This is a genomic window from Novosphingobium sp. JCM 18896, assembly GCF_025938095.1.
GTDB lineage: Bacteria > Pseudomonadota > Alphaproteobacteria > Sphingomonadales > Sphingomonadaceae > Novosphingobium.
Genome location: NZ_JAPCZF010000003.1, coordinates 331,484 through 352,659, shown reverse-complemented (window position 1 = coordinate 352,659; position 21,176 = coordinate 331,484). Strand labels below are relative to the sequence as shown.

At 66.5% G+C, this 21,176-nt stretch carries 12 protein-coding genes; 7 read left to right on the top strand and 5 right to left on the bottom strand.

What is annotated here, in order from left to right; all coding sequences use genetic code 11:
• The 4 genes from OLX23_RS11990 (at position 1) to OLX23_RS11975 (ending at position 5,666) form a co-directional block, all read left to right on the top strand.
• Positions 1-1,626 carry an NAD(P)/FAD-dependent oxidoreductase gene (locus OLX23_RS11990; RefSeq protein ID WP_264445230.1) on the top strand — a complete coding sequence of 542 codons (1,626 nt, stop codon included), beginning with the start codon at positions 1-3 and terminating at the stop codon, positions 1,624-1,626.
• The gene (locus OLX23_RS11985; RefSeq protein ID WP_264445229.1) at positions 1,619-2,803 is read left to right on the top strand and encodes an NAD(P)/FAD-dependent oxidoreductase; all 1,185 of its coding nucleotides are present in this window, start codon (positions 1,619-1,621) and stop codon (positions 2,801-2,803) included. Before OLX23_RS11990 ends, OLX23_RS11985 begins: the two co-directional genes overlap by 8 nt.
• Before the next feature lie 234 nt (positions 2,804-3,037).
• A complete protein-coding gene (locus OLX23_RS11980; RefSeq protein WP_264445228.1) occupies positions 3,038-4,513 on the top strand; it encodes an ATP-binding protein in 1,476 nt (491 codons plus the stop codon).
• 31 nt (positions 4,514-4,544) lie between these two features.
• Positions 4,545-5,666: an FUSC family protein gene (locus OLX23_RS11975; protein ID WP_264445227.1), complete on the top strand. Its 1,122-nt coding sequence runs from the start codon at positions 4,545-4,547 to the stop codon at positions 5,664-5,666.
• A 19-nt stretch (positions 5,667-5,685) separates the two neighbouring features.
• Here the strand turns inward: OLX23_RS11975 and OLX23_RS11970 are convergent, their stop codons facing one another.
• Complete coding sequence (locus OLX23_RS11970) at positions 5,686-7,863, bottom strand: TonB-dependent receptor (protein ID WP_264445226.1); 2,178 nt, start codon at positions 7,861-7,863, stop codon at positions 5,686-5,688.
• Between the two features lie 699 nt (positions 7,864-8,562).
• Here OLX23_RS11970 and OLX23_RS11965 point away from each other — a divergent pair.
• From OLX23_RS11965 to OLX23_RS11955, 3 genes are all read left to right on the top strand, one after another.
• The gene (locus OLX23_RS11965) at positions 8,563-10,905 is read left to right on the top strand and encodes a TonB-dependent receptor domain-containing protein (RefSeq protein WP_264445225.1); all 2,343 of its coding nucleotides are present in this window, start codon (positions 8,563-8,565) and stop codon (positions 10,903-10,905) included.
• Between the two features lie 143 nt (positions 10,906-11,048).
• Positions 11,049-12,830: a methyl-accepting chemotaxis protein gene (locus OLX23_RS11960; protein ID WP_264445224.1), complete on the top strand. Its 1,782-nt coding sequence runs from the start codon at positions 11,049-11,051 to the stop codon at positions 12,828-12,830.
• 219 nt (positions 12,831-13,049) lie between these two features.
• Complete coding sequence (locus OLX23_RS11955) at positions 13,050-15,545, top strand: TonB-dependent receptor domain-containing protein (RefSeq protein WP_264445223.1); 2,496 nt, start codon at positions 13,050-13,052, stop codon at positions 15,543-15,545.
• A 119-nt stretch (positions 15,546-15,664) separates the two neighbouring features.
• Here OLX23_RS11955 and OLX23_RS11950 read toward each other — a convergent pair whose 3' ends face one another.
• From OLX23_RS11950 to OLX23_RS11935, 4 genes are all read right to left on the bottom strand, one after another.
• Positions 15,665-17,224 carry a calcium-binding protein gene (locus OLX23_RS11950; protein ID WP_264445222.1) on the bottom strand — a complete coding sequence of 520 codons (1,560 nt, stop codon included), beginning with the start codon at positions 17,222-17,224 and terminating at the stop codon, positions 15,665-15,667.
• Between the two features lie 305 nt (positions 17,225-17,529).
• Complete coding sequence (locus OLX23_RS11945) at positions 17,530-18,666, bottom strand: DUF2332 domain-containing protein (protein WP_264445221.1); 1,137 nt, start codon at positions 18,664-18,666, stop codon at positions 17,530-17,532.
• 356 nt (positions 18,667-19,022) lie between these two features.
• Positions 19,023-20,522, bottom strand: a complete 1,500-nt coding sequence (locus tag OLX23_RS11940) for a carboxylesterase/lipase family protein (RefSeq protein WP_264445220.1) — start codon at positions 20,520-20,522, stop codon at positions 19,023-19,025.
• A gap of 88 nt (positions 20,523-20,610) precedes the next feature.
• Entirely contained in the window at positions 20,611-21,087 is a 477-nt protein-coding gene (locus tag OLX23_RS11935; protein WP_264445219.1) for an Lrp/AsnC family transcriptional regulator, read from the bottom strand.
• Between the last annotated feature and the right edge of the window lie 89 nt (positions 21,088-21,176).

The window sequence follows — 21,176 nt, the reverse complement described above, 5'->3', positions numbered from 1 at the left end:
ATGATCCGCCTGTCCGACCTCAAGTTGCCGCTCGACCATCCGGCCGAGGCGCTACCCGAAGCGGTCTGTGCACGGCTGGGCGTGGCCGCCGATGCTTTGAAGAGCTTTACGGTGTTCAAGCGCGGCAACGACGCCCGCCGCAAGAACGCGGTACTGCTGGTCTATACGGTCGATCTGGACCTTATCGACGAAGCCGAAGTGCTCGAACGCTTCGCCGGCGACAAGGACGTCAAGCCCACGCCCGACATGGCCTATCGCTTCCCGGTGACTGCCCCCTCGGGCTGGTCCGGCAAGCGCCCCGTGGTCATCGGCGCCGGCCCCTGCGGGCTGTTCGCCGGGCTGATCCTCGCGCAGATGGGCTTCAAGCCGATCATTCTCGACCGCGGCAAGGTCGTGCGTCAGCGCACCAAGGACACCTGGGGCCTCTGGCGCCGCAGCGAGTTCAACCCCGACAGCAACGTCCAGTTCGGCGAAGGCGGCGCCGGCACCTTCTCCGACGGCAAGCTCTATTGCCGCACCAAGGATCCGCGTTTCCTCGGCCGCAAGGTGCTCGAGGAATTCGTCAAGGCCGGCGCGCCCGACGACATTCTCTGGGAAGCCCACCCGCACATCGGCACCTTTCGTCTCGTCACCATGGTCGAGTCCATGCGCGCGACGATCGAGGAACTCGGCGGTGAATATCGCTGGCAGACGCGCGTCGACGATCTCGAACTCGAAGAGCAGCCCGACGGCAGCAAGCGCCTGCGCGGCCTGCACTTGGCCGACGGCTCGTTTCTAGAAACCGACCACGTCGTCATGGCGATCGGCCACTCGGCCCGTCCGACCTTCGAGATGCTGCACGCGCGCGGCGTCTACATGGAAGCCAAGCCCTTCTCGATCGGCGTGCGCATCGAGCATCCGCAGAGCTGGGTCGATCGCGCGCGCTACGGCACCTGCGCCGGCCATCCCGACCTCGGCGCGGCCGACTACAGCCTGGTCCACCACGCCTCCAACGGGCGCTCGGTCTATTCGTTCTGCATGTGCCCGGGCGGGCGCGTCGTCGCCGCGACCTCCGAAGAGGGCCGCGTCGTCACCAACGGCATGAGCCAATATTCGCGCGCCGAGTTCAACGCCAATTCGGGCCTCGTCGTCGGCATCGACCCGGCGCGCGACTATCCGGGCGGGCCACTCGCCGGGATCGAATTCCAGCGCAAGTGGGAAAGCCTGGCCTACCAAGTCGGCGGCTCGTCCTACGCCGCACCGGGGCAGAAGGTCGGCGATTTCCTCGCTGGCCGCGCCTCGACCGAGCTCGGCGAGGTCACACCCTCGTACAAGCCCGGCGTCACCCTGACCGACCTCGCGCAATGCCTGCCCGAGTTCGCGGTAGAGGCGATCCGCGAGGCCCTGCCCGTGTTCGGCCGCCAGATCCGCAACTACGATCATCCCGACGTGGTCATGACCGGCGTCGAGACGCGCACTTCGTCGCCCTTGCGCATCACCCGTGGCCAGGATTTCCAGAGCGTCAACGTCGCGCGCCTGTTCCCTGCGGGCGAAGGCGCGGGCTATGCCGGCGGCATCCTCTCGGCCGCGATCGACGGGATCAAGGTCGGCGAGGCGGTCGGCGCCTCCATCCTCGCGAATGCCTGACACCTACGACGCGATCGTGCTCGGCGCCGGCGCGGCCGGCATGATGTGCGCGGCGACCGCGGGCCAACTCGGCAAGCGCGTGTTGCTGGTCGATCATGCCGAGGCGCCGGGCAAGAAGATCCTGATCTCGGGCGGCGGGCGCTGCAACTTCACCAACGTCCACGCCAAGGCGGACAACTACCTCTCGGCCAATCCGCACTTCGCCAAGTCGGCGCTCGGCCGCTATCGCCCGCAGGACTTCATCGACCTGGTCGATCGCTATGGGATCGCCTGGCACGAGAAGACCCTGGGTCAGCTGTTCTGCGACGGTTCGGCGCGGCAGATCGTCGACCTGCTGCTCGAGGAATGCCAGGCCGGCGGCGTGACCCTGCGGCTCGGCCATCCGGCCAGCGCGATCGACCATGCCGACGGCCGGTTCCGCGTGACGATCGACGGGCAGGTCCACGAGGCCCCCGCGCTCGTGCTCGCCACCGGCGGGCCGTCGATCCCCAAGATGGGTGCGACCGGTTTCGCCTACGACATCGCGCGCCAGTTCGGCCTGTCGGTGGTCCAGCCGCGCCCGGCGCTGGTGCCCTTCACCCTGGGCGAAGACGAGGCGCTTTTCCGCGAGCTTTCGGGAGTCTCAACCGAGGTTGAGGTTCGCTGGAACAAGGTCAAATTCCGCGAGGCGGCGCTGTTCACGCACCGCGGGCTCTCGGGTCCGGCGATGCTGCAGATCTCGTCCTACTGGCAGCACCGCACCGCAATCGGCGTGAACTTCCTGCCCGATCGCGGCATCGACTGGCTGCTCGCCGAGAAGCGCGAGCACCCGCGCATGCAGTTCGCGACGGTCCTTTCGCGCGGCCTGCCCGATCGCCTCGCCGGCGCGCTGGGCGAGCGGCTGGCGCTGGCCGGCGAGCTCGGCCAGCTGACAGACAAGGCACTGCGCGCGGCCGAAGCGCGGCTGCGCGACTGGCAATTTTCGCCGAACGGTACCGAAGGCTATGCCAAGGCCGAAGTCACCGCCGGAGGCATCTCGACCGCCGACCTGTCGTCGCGGACGATGGAAGCACGCAAGATGCCCGGGCTCTATGCGATCGGCGAGGCGGTCGACGTGACGGGCTGGCTCGGCGGCTACAACTTCCAATGGGCCTGGGCGAGCGGGCGGGCTGCCGCGCAGGCGATCGGGGAAGCTTAGGCTCTTACATTCCACCTCATTTCGTTCGTCGCCCCTGCGAAGGCAGGGCCCAACTGAACTCTTCACCACGCCCCCTCGGCTCGATAACGAGAGCCCGGATGGGCTCCTGCCTACGCAGGGGCGACGGTGAGACTGGAAGCATCGGCTTTTCCCTCTTCGCCCCACCCCAAACCTCTGGAAAAGCCGCCTCCCCGCCCTTGGTCCGAATCCGGCCGCCGATCTAATGCCCGCAACGTGAGCGCACCGATTGAAATCGGCGTCGACCCCAACGGCGCCCCGATCACCATCGACGTAGAGGAACTGCTGGCGACGCGCCTGCTGGTGCAGGGTAACTCTGGCTCGGGCAAATCGCACCTGCTGCGCCGCCTGCTCGAGGAAAGCGCCAGCATCGTCCAACAGGTCGTGATCGATCCCGAAGGCGACTTCGTCACCCTGGCCGAGCCTTTCGGCCACATCGTCGTCGACGGCGCCGCCTATTCGGCCGAAGAGCTCGCGCGGCTCGCGCAGCGCATTCGCAAGCATCGCGCCTCGGTCGTGCTCGCGCTCGACGAGCTCGAGATCGAGGCGCAGATGCGCGCCGCGGCGATCTTCCTTTCGGCGCTGTTCGATGCCCCGCGCGAGGAATGGTATCCGGCACTCGTGGTGGTCGACGAAGCGCAGATGTTCGCCCCCGTCGCCTCGGGCGAGGTCAGCGACGAGGCGCGCCGCCTGTCGCTCGCGGCGATGACCAACCTGATGTGCCGCGGCCGCAAGCGCGGGCTCGCCGGCATCGTCGCCACCCAGCGCCTGGCAAAGCTGGCCAAGAACGTCGCGGCCGAGGCCTCGAACTTCCTGATGGGGCGCACCTTCCTCGACATCGACATGGCGCGCGCGGCCGACCTGCTCGGCATGGAACGCCGGCAGGCCGAGCAGATCCGCGATCTCGCGCGCGGCCAGTTCCTCGGCCTCGGCCCGGCGATCAGCCGCCGCCCCGTGGCGGTGCGCATCGGCTCGGTGCGCACCGGATCGCGCGGCGGTTCGCAGCCGCTGACCCCGCCGCCCTCGGCCTCGCCCGACGACATCCACGCGCTGCTCCATTCGGACCTGCATCTCGACGAGACGCCGATCCACCGCCCGGCCCCGCCCGAGCCCGAGTTCGACGCCGACGAACTGATGGAGCGCATCGCCGCAGTGCCGCTGGTGCCCGAGGAGGAAGAGGAGGTGGTCCAGCCGCAGCTGTTCACCCCCTCGCGCTACGAGATCGACGTCGCGGTCAGCGCGATCCTCGCCGAGATGGTCGCCGAGGAGAACTGCACCTTCCAGTCGCCCGCGACCCTGTTCCAGGACTTCTCGGTGCGCTGCCGCATGCAGCGGCTGACCGCGGGCCACGTCGACATGAGCCAGTTCCGTCGCCGCTTCGCCATGGCCGTGGCCGGCATCCTCAATCCCGAAGCCTCCGAATGGGCCGAGATCCTGCGCGTCGCCAAGCCGCTGGCCGACGACCTGCTCGCCCCGTTCCTGCTGATGGCCCGTGCCGCGCGCGACGGGCTGCCCTGCCCCGACGATGATGAGATCGCACGGATCTACGGCACCCAGTCGCCGGGCCGCGTGCGCCGCCTGCTCGAACACTACGAGAAGGCCGGGCTGATCGTCGTGCGCACCGACTTTTCCGGTCGCCGCTCGATCACGATTCCCGAACTGGGGCTGGCGACGGCGCCGCTCGAGGTTTGATCCCGCGGCCGAGTGGAGTCATAGCGGCGCGATGACGCCGCACCCCGCCGATCTGACACTGACTGAGAAACTCCACCGCGAACTACGCGTGCTGATTACCCCCGGCCGGCGCATGGCCGACGAGCTCGAATGCGTCGCCTCGGTGCTGCTGGCCATCGTCATCGCCCACCTCGTCGGCGCGCAGATGATCGCCTGGGCCGCATTCAGCGCCTTCGTGCTGATGAAAGGCCCGGTCGCCGAGACCTTCGTGCGCGGCGTGCTGCGGATGATCGGCACCCTGCTCGGCGCGACGCTGGCGATCTGGTTCGAACGGCTGTCCTCGGGTGCGGTCTGGCAGAACATGCTCGCGGTCGCGCTGGTCGGCGGTATCGGGCTCTACGGCATGCTGACCGCGCGGCGCGCCTATGCCTTCCTGCTGTTCGGCCTGACCTTCCTGATGATCGTGCTCGACCGCATGGAAAATCCGACGATCGACATCAAGGCGCTGGCGCTCACCCGTGTGCTCGAAGTCGGCGCGGGCACGGTCGCCTGCGTGATCGTCTCGATGGTCTCGACCGTGACCGCGCGGCGCTGGTGGCCCGCCTCGCTGACTCCCTCGACGCCGCCGGTCGGCTGGCACCCCGATGCCGCGCGCCACGCCGCCCAGGCCGCGGTCGCGCTGAGCCTGCTGCCGCTGATCTACCACTTCGTCGCCATCCGCGAACTGGCCCAGGCCGGCGTCACGATCATGGCGGTGATGATCGTCCCCGTCGCGGGCATCGGTTCGTCGGGGCTCGGCCCGGTAAGCCGGCGCCTGCGCCAGCGCGCGGTCGGCTGCCTGGCCGGCGGCGTGCTCGCCGCCGCGATCCTGTTTGCCGCGCACGGTTCGACGCCCGTGCTCGTCGCCGGCACCTGCCTTGGCATCATCGTCGGCCGCCACATCGAGAACGGTTCCGCGCGCAACGCCTATCTCGGACTGCAGTTCACCCTGGCCGTGCTCGTGGTGCTCGTACCCGACGACTATGCCAATGTCGCGATCGAGCCGGGGCTCGAACGTGTGATCAGCGTGTTCCTGGGCATGGCGATCCTCGTGCCGATCCTCGCGGCCTGGCACCTGGTCGCCCCCGCCCGGCAGGCCGCCGACGTTTCCGAGGATATCAGCGCCTCGGAATAGCCGGCCGGCCGGCCGTCGCTTAGAAGTCGATCGAGGCCGAAGCGCGGAAGGTCCGCGGCGTGCCCTGCAGCAGGTCGGCGCTGAACACCTGGAAGGCCGAGGCCCAGTAGCGCTTGTTGGCGACGTTATCGACGCCGAAGCGCAGGGTCAGCGGCTTGTCGGCAACGACCGCGACATAGCGCGCGCCGAGGTCGACGCGGGTCCACGACGGCAGGGTCAGCGTGTTGGCGAGGTCCGCCGCCTGCTCGCCGGTGTAGACCACGCGGCCGGTCAGGGTGAAGCCCGGTACGAAGGGCAGGTCCCACTCGACGTTGGCGTTGAGCAGCAGGTCGGGCACGCCGACCGCATCCGTGTTGGTCGCGCGCTGCTTGGCATCGATGTACGAACCACCGGCGATCAGGCGCAGGCCCTCGACCGGCTCGCCGTCGACCGAGACCTCTACGCCCTTGTGACGCTGCGTGCCGATCGGGCCATAGCGCAGGAAGCCCGGGCGGCTCGGATCGAGCGCGAGGCCGGCGGTGACGCGATCGGTCTGGAACAGCGCCACGCTCGCGTTGAAGCGCGGCGAATTGTACTTGATGCCCGCCTCGTACTGCTTCGACTTGTAGGGCGACAGCGCTTCGCCGGCATTGCTGACCGGGATGTTCGCGCCGCCCGTGCCGGTGCCCGTGTTCGGCGCGACCTCGCCCGCGACCAGCGCCTCGATGCGGTTCGCATAGAGCGACACGCCGGCGACCGGCTTGATCACCAGACCGACAACCGGGGTCACCGCGCTCTCGTCATAGGAGCTCTGCTGCGCGCCGCCGAAGTACGAATAGCCCTTGGTCGCGATCGTCTGCAGGCGCAGGCCCGCGGTCAGCAGCACCTTGTCGTCGAGCACGCCGATCGTGTCCGAGGCGAAGGCGCTCCACAGGCGGTTGCGCGAGATCGGGAAGGGATCGGTCAGGTTGCCGCCGGCGAAGGACACGGTCGTGGGCAGCGGCACGGTGACCGGGTTATAGATGTTCGAGACCTGCGCCGCGCCCGAGACATAGAACTCGTAGGCGTTGCGGTTGACCTGCCAGATCGCCGATCCGCCGACGTTGAACTCGTGGGTGATGCCGCCCGCCGCCAGGTTGACGCGGATGCCGGCCTGCGCCGCCTCGTTGTTGTCGGTTCGCGGGATGTATGACGCGCCGATCGTCGCTGCGCCGGTCAGCGCGTTGGTTACGGTGACGCCGCCGTAGATACCCTTCTCCGAACCGTCGCGCGCGCCGAACGAGGCATAGAGCATCGCATTGTCGGCCACGTCGTATTCGAGCTTCAGCTGGCCGAACACGTCGCGCAGGTCGGTGTAGGTCCAGGGCTGGGCATAGTTGGTCTCGGCGCGCGGGACGGCCGGGATCGAACCGCTGACCGCGACCTTCGGGCGCAGCCCCTCGACGCGGACCTTCTGGTAGGCAAGGTCGAGCACTACGCGCAGCGGGCCGCTGTCATAGGACAGTGCCCCGCCGATCGTGTAGGAACTGCGATATTCGTTGTCGATCGCGACGTCGCCCTGGCGGCCGGCACCGTTGATCCGCAGGCCCCATTCGCCGTTGGCGCCGAAGCGGCGCGACAGGTCGAAGCTGCCGCCCCAGTGCTTGTCCGAGGTGTAGTTGGCGGTGACGCGGGTCAGATCGTCCTGGCTCGCGCGCTTGGGCATCAGGTTGACGCTGCCACCCAGCCCCGAGCCGCCCGGCGCCGCGCCATTGAGGAAGGCGCTGGCGCCGTTGAGCACCTGCACCGATTCATAGAGTTCGGGCGCGATCAGCTGGCGCGGGGTGATGCCGTAGAGGCCGTCGAAGCCGATGTCGTCGCCGGCCAGGGTGAAGCCGCGGATGACGAACAGCTCGGCGGCATTGCCGAAGGCGAAGGTCGTGCGCACCGAGGGATCGTTCTCGAGCACCTGACCCAGCGTCTGCGGCTGCTGGTTGAGGATCAGCGCGGCGTTGTAGCTCTTGATCGCGAAAGGCACGTCCTCGGCCGACTTGTTGCCCAGCGCGCCGAGGCTGCCGCCGCGGCTGACTTCGGTGGCGTTGACCCGTTGCGCGGTGACGATGATGTCCTCGAACTGCTCACCCGTATCCTGCGCCTGGGCGGCGAGTGGCGCCAGCGTAGCGGCCGAGGCCAGCAGCGCGGTGGCGAGACGGACGTGGTTGCGACGCACGATGGACATAATCCCGATTTTCCCATGATTTGAAGAACGCCGCTGTGGGGTCCGCGACGCGGCGCAATTGCAGTAAGTGATAATCACTTGCAACAACTCGCGTGCGAGCGAGGTCATTTTCCCGGCCTGTGTGGCTTTTTGGCTTGTGCGACGCCGATCGCGATCGGGAGAGACGGGAATCTCGCAAGCCGGCGGTTGTGATCGACTCCGGCGCACAAATCATGGCCGGACGGGCGTATCAAACGCTCAATTTCAGGCAGATTTTAACGCGATCGATTCGCATTAGCCGACTTTCAGACCAATGGCCGATACCGGCCCGACGGCAGAAAAAGCCTAGATTTCTGCGGCTACGACCAAAGTCTAAGACCGCCAGTCGCCCTCAACCGACGCCTCGCCAGATCAACGCGGCCATGGCGAGAGGTTAACCGTCCTTAAGGTTACCCGGCATTTATACCTACCGGCGCCGAGCGTCAGCCTTAACGACATCGTGACTAATGCCGTGTTGACCAACATTGGTCTTGGGGATCAACGGGGCTTAACAATATGAAATTGAAGTACCTTCTTCTTGCTGCTGCTTTTGCGTTTCCGGCGTCGGCCTATGCCGATGAAGCCGCTGCTAACAAGGATACGCAATCGGAGGCCGAATCGAGCCAAGCACAGAAGCCGGCCGCGCAGAATTTCAGCACGGGTGTCGCAAAGGGGCGCGACATGCTGGACAGCGCCATTTCGGCCAGCGCGTACGACAACGTAGAAATTCAGAAGATCGGCGCGCGCTCGCTCGCCGAAATCCTCCGCAACATTCCGGGCATCCGTGCCGAAGCCGTGACCGGCGAAGGCAATGCCAGCTACACCATCCGCGGCCTGCCGCTGGCTGCGACGGGTTCGAAGTTCGTCCAGTTCCAGGAAGACGGCCTGCCCGTCCTCGAGTTCGGTGACCTTCAGGTCTTCGCGCCCGACGCGCTGCTGCGCGCCGACCTCAACCTTGCGCGCATCGAGACGATCCGCGGTGGTTCGGCTTCGACCTTCGGTTCGAACTCGCCGGGCGGCGTGATCAACCTGATGACCAAGACGGGCGAAGTCGAAGGTGGCTCGATCCGTCTGTCGACCGGCGTCGACTACGGCGAATACCGCGTCGATGCGGCCTACGGCGGTCGCCTGACCGACACGGTCCGCTTCCAGTTCGGTGGTTTCTATCGCAAGGGCGAAGGTCCGCGTGACGTTGGCTACGACGCCTACAAGGGCGGCCAGTTCAAGTTCAACATCACCAAGGAATTCGACAACGGCTACGTCCGGCTGAACCTGAAATACCTCGACGACAAGGTACCGTTCTACCAGACCGTTCCGATCCAGGCGACGGGCACCAACGCCGATCCGAACTTCGTGAACTACGGTTCGATCGACGTCCGCAAGGATTCGCTGTTCTCGCAGAACATCGCCGGCTTCCAGACGCTGGATCAGAACAACAATCGGACCCAGGGCACCCTGCACGACGGCATCCACTCGGTGGTGAAGTCGATCGGCCTCGAATCGCAGTTCGACGTCGGCGAATGGACGGTGACCGAGCGCTTCCGCTTCGCCGACATCTCGGGCGGCGTGAACTACAACATTCCGATCGTGGTCGGACCGGCTGCCGGTCTGCTCCCGTCGTTCGGTGGCCCCGGCGCGCGCCTCAGCTATGCCAGCGGCCCCAACCGCGGCGTGGCGATCACCAACCCGACCACGCTCAACGGCAACGGCCTGCTGGCCCTTTCGGTGCTCAACAGCTCGAAGGCCAACAGCTACGACAACATGACCAACGACCTGCGCGTCAGCCGCGTATGGAACCTCGGTGGCGGCAAGCTGACGACGACGGCGGGCTTCTACAAGGCGTCGCAGGACATCGACACGTTCAACTCGCTGCAGACGCTGGTGAGCGATGTTAGCGGCGGCGGTCAAACGTCGCTGCTGAATATCACCACGGCGACCGGCGTTGCGGTTACGCAGGACGGCGTCCTGCAGTACAACATCCCGGGCAACACGGTTCGCAACCGTCGCACCGACGTGAACTACGACGTCAACGCGCCCTACGGCTCGATCAACTACCACACCGGCCGTATCGCCGTGGGCGGTAGCGTTCGCTACGACATCGGCCGCGTGAAGGGCTCGCTCTACGGTGCCGACCTCGGCGGTGGCCGTGTCGGCATCACCGCGGTCGACGTCAACGGCGACGGCGTGATCTCGCTGGCCGAACGGACCACCTCGGTGCTGCCGGTCGGCAGCCCGGCGCCGCTCAACTACAAGTACGACTACCTCAGCTATTCGGTCGGCGTGAACTATCGCGTCGCGGAATCGTTCGCGGTGTTCGGACGCTACAGCCGCGGCGGCCGCGCCGCTGCCGACCGCATCCCCTTCACGATCGCGGTCAACTCGACCACCGGCGGCCTCGCCAGCCCGGCGGACGGCTACGACACGGTCAAGCAGGCCGAAATCGGTGCCAAGTTCCGTCAGGACAACATCACGCTGAACGCCACGGCCTTCTACGCGAAGACCAGCGAGCGCAACCAGCAGCTGACAGCCAACCCCGACGGTTCGCTGCGCCAGGATCGCATCGAGCGTGGCTACAAGGCCAAGGGCGTCGAGATCGAGGGCACCTATCGCACGGGCGGCTTCAGCCTGGCGGCCAACGCCACCTTCACCGACGCGGAGATCGAAAGCGATCCGGCGAACCCGCAGCTGGTCGGCAACAAGCCGCGCCATGCTTCGAGCGTGATCTTCTCGGTGACGCCGCAGTACGAAACCGATCTGTTCACCCTCGGCTTCAACGCCGTCGGTACGACGAGCAACTATGCCCAGGACACCAATCAGCTCAAGCTGCCTGGTTACACCCTGGTCAACGCGTTCGCCCGCGTCCGGCCTATGGAACGTGTCGAGCTGTCGCTCAACGCCTCCAACCTGTTCAACAAAGCTGCATTCGTCGAGGTCTCTCAGGCCACGATCCCGGCGGGTGGCCTCGTTCTCGCCCGTACTCTGCTCGGGCGCACGATATCCGCCGCGGTGCAGTTCGACTTCTAAGCTGAGTACCGACGGCCGGGGCGCGTCAAGCGTCCCGGCCGAACCGGGCTCGATCGCAGGGTCCTTAAACGAGAGTAAGAAAGATGCTTAAGTCCGCGAAGATCCCACGGAAGCTTGGTCTCTCCTTCGCCACGATCTGCGCAATGGCCGCGATCGTGATGATCGTGTTCCTGGCCAACATCCTGATGATCTCTGGCTCGACCGATCGCAACAACGAGAGCCAGGGCATCCATGCCGACGTGCTCACGCTGGAAACGGCGTTGCTGCGCCAGAACAGCCAGCTTCGCGGCTACCTCGTGACCGGGGACGCGTCCTATCTCAAGTCCTACAACGAAGGACGCGACGACTACGACGCCGCCTCGGCCAAGCTCGAGAAGGTCCTGGTCGCGCCCGAACTGAAGGCCGCGTTGCTCAAGTCGCGCGACGAGACGCTCAAGTGGCGCAAGGATTGGGGCGATCGCCTCATCGCGCGCGTCAAGGCGGGCTTCAAGGACGAGGCCGCGGAAGAGGTTCGTCATGCCGGCAAGGCCGTGCTGGTCAGCGAAGCGGTGCTGCCGCTGCGCCTGATCCGTGACGCCCAGGTTAGCGCCATCGAAGCCAATTCGACCCGCCAGCAGACCGCGATCACCGTGGCCCTGATCACGCTGACGATCGGCGGCATCGCCCTGATCGGTATCGCAATCTTCCTGGCCATGCAGCTGACCAAGCTCATCGCCCGTCCGATCAGCGGCCTGACCCAGGTCATGGCCGATCTGGCCGCCGGTCGTAACGACATTGCCGTGCCCGACACGGACCGCGTCGACGAACTCGGTGACATGGCGCGTGCAGTGCTCGTGTTCCGCGACGCCGCGATCGCCAAGGAAACCGGCGACCGCGATCGCGAACTCGCCATGGGCGAGATCGGCCGCCGCCTGCACGACCTGTCGCAGTCGGACCTGCGTGCGCGTCTGAACGACCTGCCGCCGGCCTTCGCGGGCGTCGCCAAGGACTTCAACGCCGCGCTCGAACAGCTCTGCGGCGTCATGGGTTCGGTCCGCGGCACGATCGACTCGATCTCGAACTCCTCGTCGGAAATCCGCCAGGCCACCAACGACCTGTCGAAGCGTTCGGAACAGCAGGCTGCCAAGCTGCAGTCGTCGAGCGCGGCGATGGCCGACATCACCAAGAAGGTCAGCGAAAGCGCGACGATCGCGGCCAGCGCCAGCAAGGCGATGGTCGAGGCCCGTGCCGAAGCCGAACAGGGCGGCGACGTCGTCCGCAAGGCGATCGAGGCCATGTACGGCATCGAGAAGGCCAGCTCGGAAATCGTCGACATCATCACCGTGATCGACGGCATCGCCTTCCAGACCAACCTCCTCGCGCTCAACGCGGGCGTCGAAGCGGCTCGCGCCGGTGACGCCGGCAAGGGCTTCGCGGTGGTCGCCAGCGAGGTTCGTGCCCTGGCACAGCGCGCCGCCGACGCCGCCAGCGACGTCAAGACCAAGATCACCTCGACCGCCGGTCACGTCACCGCGGGCGTGGAGCTGGTCAACGAGACCGGTGGTTCGCTCGATCGCATCATCGAGCGCGTCTCGAGCGTCTCGGACTCGATCGAGGCCATGGCCGAAGCGGCCGAGCAGCAGTCGAGCGGTCTGCGCGAAGTCAACTCGGCCATCAGCTCGATGGACATGATGACCCAGCAGAACGCCGCGATGGTCGAAGAGACCACGGCCGCGACCGAACTGCTCGCCAAGGAAGCCGAGGAGCTGTTCCGCGCCTTCTCGACCTTCCAGATCGACGCCGCCGGTGCACGCCGCCCGGCCATGGTGCCGACCGCGGTCGCCCCGCGCCCGGCTCCCGCGCCGGCCCCGCGTGCCGCCGCCGCGCCGATGCCGCAGGTCATGGGCAACCTCGCGCTCAGCGACGACGACTGGTCGGAATTCTGATCGGATCGACGCAAACCCTAAGAAAAAGGGCCGGCAAGCACTCTCGCTTGTCGGCCCTTTTTCTTATCGCGACAGGATCGTCATCGATGGGCAATTGTATTGCCCATTTATTTCCAGCATTCTGCAGTATTACATAGAAACACGAAACCTCCATTTTAAAGGCAATTCGCTATCAGCCTCGTGACCGACCCTAGATCGGCATTTCACGGGGCATCATTCATGAAGATCAAGTACCTCCTCCTCGCGGCCGCCTGCGCCGCGCCGCTTCCGGCTTTCGCGCAGGACGCCAAGCCGGCCGATCGCGAAACCACAGAGGCCCAGCCGGCCAAGCAGGCCTTCACTACGGGCGTCGCCAAGGGCCGCGACATGCTCGACAGCGCGATCTCCGCCTCCTCGTTCGACGGCGTCGAGATCCAGAAGCTCGGCATGCCCTCGATCGCCGAGATCCTGCGCAACGTCCCCGGCATCCGCGCCGAGGCGGTCAGCGGCGAAGGCAACGCCTCCTACTCGATCCGCGGCCTGCCGCTGGCGGCGACCGGCTCGAAGTTCATGCAGTTCCAGGAAGACGGCATGCCCGTCGTCGAGTTCGGCGACATGAACTTCTTCGGCTCGGACGTGTTCATGCGCGCCGACCTCAGCCTCGCGCAGGTCCAGACGATCCGCGGCGGCTCGGCCTCGACCTTCTCGTCGAACTCGCCCGGCGGCGTGATCAACTTCATCTCGAAGACGGGTGAGGAACAGGGCGGCGCCGTCCAGGTCTCGACCGGGCTCGACTACGACACCAAGCGCATCGACCTCGACTACGGCGGCAAACTGTCCGACACGCTGCGCTTCCACGTCGGCGGCTTCTATCGCCAGGGCGAAGGCCCGCGCGAGCTCGGCTACGACGCGCTCAAGGGCGGCCAGTTCAAGGTCAACCTGACCAAGACCTTCGCCGGCGGCTACGTGCGCCTTTACGGCAAGTACCTCGACGATCGTACGCCAACCTACCTGCAGATGCCGCTGCTGGTCGGTGGCACCAACGCCGATCCGACCTACAGCCAGATCGCGAACTTCGACATCCGCAAGGACGTGATCGGCTCGAACGCGATCTCGGCCCTGCCCACGCTCGATGGCGACAACAAGCTGATCCGCGACGACATGCGCGAAGGTTCGCACCCGATCGTCAAGACTGTCGGCCTCGACGCGCAGTTCGAGCTCGGCGGCGGTTGGACGATCAACGAGAAGTTCCGCTATTCGGACGTGCACGGCCGGGTCATGCAGAACTTCCCGCTCTCGGTCGCGCCAGCCACCGCGCTGCTCGCGGCCTACGGCGGATCGCTCGCGAAGCTCTCCTACGCCTCGGGTCCGAATAAGGGCCAGGTCATCGCCAATCCGGCGACGCTGAACGGCAACGGCCTGATGGCCTATTCGCTGTTCATGGACGTCCACCTCAACAGCCTCGACAACGTCAGCAACGACCTGCGTGCAAGCAAGGTGTGGAAGCTCGGCAGCGGCGATCTGACCACGACCTTCGGCTACTATCATTCGTCGCAGAAGATCGATGCCGACTGGCTGTTCAACTCGGCGGTGACCGACGTCGTCGGCGGCGGCAAGAGCTCGCTGCTCGACATCACCGACGCACTCGGCCGCAAGCAGACGCAGGATGGCTACTACGCCTATAGCGCGCAGATCGTCACGACCGGCTATCGCCGCTCCTACGACCTCAACTACACGGTCGACGCGCCCTACGCCTCGTTCAACTACAAGACCGGCAAGCTCGCCGTCGGCGGCTCGGTCCGCTACGACTTTGGCCGGGTCAAGGGCACGCTCTACGGTTCGGAACTGGGCGGCGGCCGCGTCGGCACGACGAGCTTCGACATCAACGGCGACGGCGTGATCTCGATCCCCGAGACGCGCGTCGGCACGCTGCCGCTGACGCAGCCCGGCCCGGTGAACTACAAGTACGACTACGTGTCCTACTCGCTGAGCGCGAACTACCGCTTCGCCCCTGAGTTCTCGGCTTTCGCGCGCTATAGCCGCGGCGGCCGCGCCGCCGCCGAGCGCCTGCAGTTCACCCCGGCGATGAACTACCTGACCGGCGAGCCCGTCGATCCGGCGAGCAAGTACGACCCGGTCAAGCAGGCCGAGGCCGGCGTGAAGTTCCGCAAGAACGATCTCGAGCTGTACCTGACCGGCTTCTGGGCGAAGACCGGCGAGCGCAACTCGCAGATCAACAGCAATGCGCAGGGTCAGGTCCAGGTCCAGAACATCGTCCGCAGCTACAAGGCCGTGGGTGCGGAGTTCGAGGGTTCCTATGCCTGGGGTCCGTTCAAGCTGACCGCCGGTGCGACCTATACCGATGCCGAGATCTCGAGCGACCTCACCGATCCGACCGTGATCGGCAACGTGCCGCGGCACCAGGCGAACTTCATCTTCGCGCTGACCCCGCAGTACGACACCGAGTTGTTCAGCCTGGGCGCGAACATCATCGGCACCACCGGCAGCTTCGCGCAGGACACCAACCAGCTGAAGATGCCCGGCTATACGACGGTCAACGCCTTCCTGCAGGTCCGTCCGACCGAGCGTATCCAGCTGTCGCTGAACGCGAACAACGTGTTCAACGTGCTCGGCCTGGCCGAAGTGACCCAGGCGGCGATTCCGACGACGGGCGTGGTTACCGCCCGTGCGATCAACGGCCGCACGATCTCGGCCTCGGCGCGCTACTCGTTCTGACGCAAAAGGACGGAGGGAGCCCCCTGCTCCCTCCGCCCGCGTGCCGCCCCCCGGCCACGCAAGAAGACCCGGCGCGCCGCTGCGTGCCGGGTCTTTTTTGTCTTGCGGCTGCGCACCGTTCAGACGGCGAAGGGGCCCCCGGTGAAGTCGGTCTTGGCCAGAGTCGCAGGCGCGGTCGGTCCCGTAAGGGCGACGACGACATCGGTGAGATCGAGCCGGCGATTGTCGTTCATGTCGCCGATCAGATAGGTGGTATCGTCGCTGCGGAAGGTCCACAGTTGGGTGAAGCCAGTCCCCAGGTCCTCGCCGCCCAAGGCAGCCCCTTCAACCAGGCTGAAATCCGGCGTCGTCACTTCCCCACGCCAGGCGAGCTTGCCGGCGTAGCCGAACGACGCGATGTCGATGCGATCACCTTCGGCGCGGTTGAAATCGGTGATCGTATTGATCGTAGCGAGCGTCGAATCGTCGCCGAAACCGCCATAGGTCGTGCTGAGGGCAAAGAAACGGAACGTGTCCGCGTCGGCGCCGCCGGTCAGGATATCGAGGCCCTCGCTGCCGCGGATGTAGTCGCGCCCCGCACCGCCGAAAATCTGATCGTCGCCCGTGTAGCCGTCAAGATCGTCGTTGCCCGCGCCGCCATAGATGCGATCGTTACCCGAATTGGCCCAGATACGATCGTCATTGCCGCCCCCGTCGAGCGTATCATCGCCGGCCCCGCCCATGAAGAAGTTCTTGAGATCGTTGCCGATCACGGTGACCGGCTCCGGGCGGTAGACCGTGACGTCCTCAACGAAGCGCGCCGCGCCCGTTAGCGAGATCGACACCGAGGTGAATATCTGATCGTGGCCGCCGGCATCGATACCGGTTCCATTGGTTTCATCGACCACATCGCCGAGATTGTCGACGGTATAGGCGTCGTCGCCGCCTCCGCCGCGCATGACGTCGGCTCCGGCCAGGCCGTCGAGGTAGTTGTGCTCGGCATTGCCGATCAGCGTGTTGTCCAATTCGTTGCCGAAGCCGTTGATGCTCGCGGGGCCGACCAGCACGAGGGTTTCGACGGCCTGGCCCGTGAGGTTGTATTCGACCCTGGAATAGATGCGGTCGTTGCCCTCGCCAGCGCGCTCGATGACGCGATCGCCGATATTGTCGACGTAGAAGGTGTCGTCTCCGAGACCGCCGATCATCGTGTCGGCGCCCGCGCCGCCGTCGATGCGATCGTTGCCGGCCCGGCCGTCGAGCACGTTGGCCGCGGCGTTGCCGGTCAGCAGGTTGTCGAGGCCATTGCCCGTACCGTTGATAGCCGCTGCGCCGGTCAGCGCAAGATTTTCAACCGTGAGGCGCGTGTCCGGGGCTGCATCGAGCGAATAGGAGATCGAACTGCGAACGGTGTCCAACCCGCCGAACGGAAATTCCATCACGAGATCGCCGACATCGTCGACCACGTAGGTGTCGTCGCCGTCCCCGCCGAGCATGAAATCCGCTCCCAGCCCGCCGTCGAGCAGATCATCGCCGCCGAGCGCCAGGATCACGTCGGGTCCGGCCCCGACCAGCGGCTGCCCGGGCGGAGTGCTGTCCGGCGTGATCGTGTCCGCCGCGCCGGTGCCGCTTACCAGCACGCCCGGGACAGACAGGCCGGAGCGGGTGGCGAGGTTCAGTTCGCCGGTGATCGGTTCCGTCATCGCCATCTCCTCGAAGCATGCGACGTCTGCCGCGCTCCGTGAGAGACTATCCGACGGGGATCGCGCCGAATATTACTCGGCGACGCTGCCCACGACGGCGAAGCGCAGTTCCGCCTCGACTGGGCATCGACCCGTGGCGATTATCGGACCAAAGGCCGGCGGGACCGACCGTGGGTGATTGGGCGCTAATCTCGCAACTGGCGCGCGGGCGGACAGGCCGCAGCGTGGACGCGGGCCCTGCGCCCGGGCCTTCGACAAGCTCAGGCCGAGCGGGGTTGGAGTATGGCTGCTATCAGTAAACTCGGTTAGCCCCGCCAGTCGATCCACGAGCCATAGGCATGGCAGATCGCGAGCACGCGGCTGGTGCCGCTCGCCTCTTGACTGCCCGTCCAGTGGGTCAGGCGAAGCTGGACTTCGGTACGGTCCGAATTCCACTCGAGGCTGATCCAGGCCAGCGGACGCTCGGGCGTGGCGCGCGCGCCGGCGGCCATGATCGTGGTCAGCGCCGCACGGCGCTCGGCCTCGGGCAGGTACTGCAGCACCATCGAATGCATGACCACGCGGCACACGCCCTCGCGCTGCGGCTCGGCCAGCTGGCGCGCGAGCCAGGGCGCGGCGCTGTCGCGGTCGATCGGCGGCGGGCAGGCGCGGTTGATCGCGATCGCGTGGCACAGGCGTTCGGCGCGCTGCGGGTGATCGGCCCAGATGTAGGACAGCAGCCGCTCACGCGTGAAGGGGTCCTCGAGCCGCAACGGACGCAGATCGACGCCGCGAACGCGGTCGATCACCACGGGCGCCTGCACGACCGGCGCGCCGCGCCATTCGGGAGTGACCTGCACCGGCGAATCGAGCTTGCCCGCGCTTACCCCGCCGAGGTCGTGGGCGTAGCGATCGAGCATCAGGTTGAGCCCGGCGCTGGCACCGAACTCGAGCAGTTCGAAAGGCATGGCCGCATCGTGCGCGAGCGTCATCAGCGCGGCCATGAACGAAGCCGAGCGGCCGACTTCGTTGGTCTGCGTCGGGTGATCCATCCATTCGAGGATGGTGTCCTCGCCAGCTTCGAGCGCCGCGCCGATCGCGTGGTCGAAGTCATCGTGCCGGCCGGCATAGAGTGCGTCGAGATCGGCGCTGACCTGTCGCCGCGCCAGCGCGTGAAGCCCGGCGTTGAGTCGCATGGCCATGGCCGCCGCCGCGGGATCGCCGGGCCAGTTGCCGATCAGCGCCGCAAGCCGCGGTGCGCGGTCGAGCTGGCGCCAGGCCGCTGCGAGCACGTCGCTGACGAAGGCCGATCCGAGTGCGCGGGCGATACCCGACTGCCGCAGCAGTTCGGCACGACCGTCGCGCGTCTCCGCCGGTGGCGCGGAAATCCGCGCTGGCGGCACCGATTGCGCGACGTGATCAGCGTCGCCCAGTTCGGTCCTAAGGATTGCTGAGCTGTTCACCGTATTCCCGCACAAATGCCGGACCCATTGGCCCGAACTTTCAGGAATTCGAGTAAGCGAATGTGGTTTATGCTTACGGAACGGTACCCTCGGAAATCTACCTGGTTCGAGCCGTAAAACGGTTGGCAATCAGCGATTTCATGCGTGGCGGCGGCTCGCGGACGAAAAAGCCTTCCTCGCCCGGCGGGCCGGCGACGTCAGGGGACGCCGCCGGCCCGCCCCCCACGCGTTCCGAGAGCGACCCGTAACACGCAGGGATCGCGCCGGGGCGTGCCGGACCGAAGGTCCAGGCCGCCGCGTCCCGGCGCGCGTTCGTTCAGCGCGGCACTGCCGCGCGCTTGGCCAATGGGATGGGGCTACTCCGGTAGGAACCGCGCTGCGGGCATGACGGGCTCGTGCACGACGTCGCCCTTATCGAGTTGATAGACCAGCCGGTCGCACGCGTTGAACGGCTTCCATGGCAAGGCGCCGTCGGTCGCGAAACCGACCCATAGCGCGTGCACCCGATCGGCCAGTTCCTGCGGCGGCGCGGTACCGGCCAGTCCCTGGGTGCCGGTGACCGTTGGCAGGGTCTTGAACACGAAGGGCAACTCCATGCCATGACAGGCGCCGAGTTCGCCGCCGCAAGCGGGCGAATGCCAGTCGAATTCATAGGCCCAGGAACGCCCGGCGTGGGCCGCGGCATATTGCCTGGCCGGCCAGCGGAAGACGAGATCAGTCATGGCACGCGTGAAGGCCTCGCCCACCGAAGCGCCCTTGGTACCCAGGCCATAGGCACGCAGCACCGCACGCGGCTGCGGGTTCGACTTGCCTAGGACCCAGGCCGCCAACAGCCGGCCCAGCTTGGCCCGCACGCCGGTGGGCACGAAGTAGAGGTTCATCTCTTCGGAATTGGTGCCGATCAGCAGGTCTATCTCGGCGCCGGCTCCGGCGCGCAGCGCGGCCAGCGGGTGCACCGGCAGCACGTCGTCGCCGATGACCGGCACGAACCGGCTGATGCCGAAGACCGGCTCGTGCCCCGCCGCGTCGCGCAGGTCGAGCCGCGAGAAGCGCCGTCCGATCTTGGCCATGGCCGAGAGGCCATCCGCCACGGAAACGCCGCGGAAGCCCTCGACCGTCGCGGGCACCTTGAGCACTTTCGCCAGCTTGGCGACGAGACGTTGGGCGATCGGGATTTCGCGAACCATCGATCCATGCCCGCTCTCGACGATCGCGCGCTGGAACAAGCCCTTGGCCAGCGGCGAGGTGATCAGGTCGGCGATGGCCATGGCCCCGGCGGATTCGCCGAACAGCGTGACGTTGGCCGGGTCGCCGCCGAAGTTGGCAATGTTGTCCTGCACCCAGCGCAGCGCGAACAGGATGTCGCGCAGGCCCAGGTTGGTCGGCGCCCCGGGCACCGGCAGGAAACCGTCGATGCCGAGGCGATAGTTGATCGCCACGCAGACCACGCCCGAACGCGCAAAGGCACTGCCGTCGTGGACCGCCGCGTCCTTGCTGCCGATGACGAAGCCGCCGCCATGCACGAAGACCATGACCGGCCGGCCAGCCGCCTCTTCCGGCGCCCAGACGTTGAGCGTCAGATAGTCGCGGCCCTCGATCCCGCCATGGCCGACCAGCGGCGCGATATCGAGCCCGGGAAACGGGGTGATCGCATGCGGCGCACAGTCGCCAGGCACCAGCGCATCGCGGATGCCGCTCCAGGTGGCGGGCGGCTGGGGCAGTTCGAAGGGCGTCGGCGGCGCGGCATAAGGCACTCCGAGGAAGGTGCGGATCCCCTCCCCCCAGCTGCCTTTTATCTGTCCGTATTGGGTCGATGCGAAAGCTTCGCGCCCGGCACCCTGCGGGTCATCTTCCATTGATCCGCAATAGGTTAAGTGGCCCGTCGATCACAGGCCTTTGCCTTTGCCCTCCGACAGGATGGCTGTGCCGCCAGGTGGCCGGGAGTCAGGGCGCGACGGGCAGCGCGGTCTTGTACTTCACGATCGAGAGCGCGAAGTGCGACGAGGCACCGCTGACCGAAGGGTGCTTGAGCAGCACGCGCATGAGGAAGTGCTCGTAGTCCGAGACGTCTGACGCGACGATGCGCATCAGGTAGTCCCATTCACCCGAGGTCGAATAGCATTCCATGACCCGGTCCTCGCGCTGGACGAAGTCGTGGAAGGCATCAATGCATTCGGCCGAATAGTCGCGCATGCGCACTTCGCAGAGCACGTTGACGCTCTGCCCCAGCAGCCGCGCATCGGCGAGGCGGACGGTCTCCTTGAGGACGCCGGCATCCTCCATCTGCCGGATGCGGCGCCAGCAGGACGGCCCGGTGCTGCCGACCTTTTCGGCGAGATCGGCATTGCTCAGCGCGGCGTCGCGCTGAAGCTGCGCGAGGATCTTGCGATCGAGCGGATCAAGTTTGACGATATTATTCATAAATCCTCGGAATTTTTGCGAACCTTATCGCCCCATCTGCGTTAGACCAACACTTTGAACGGATTTCTCGCGGGATTTGTGGGAAGTTC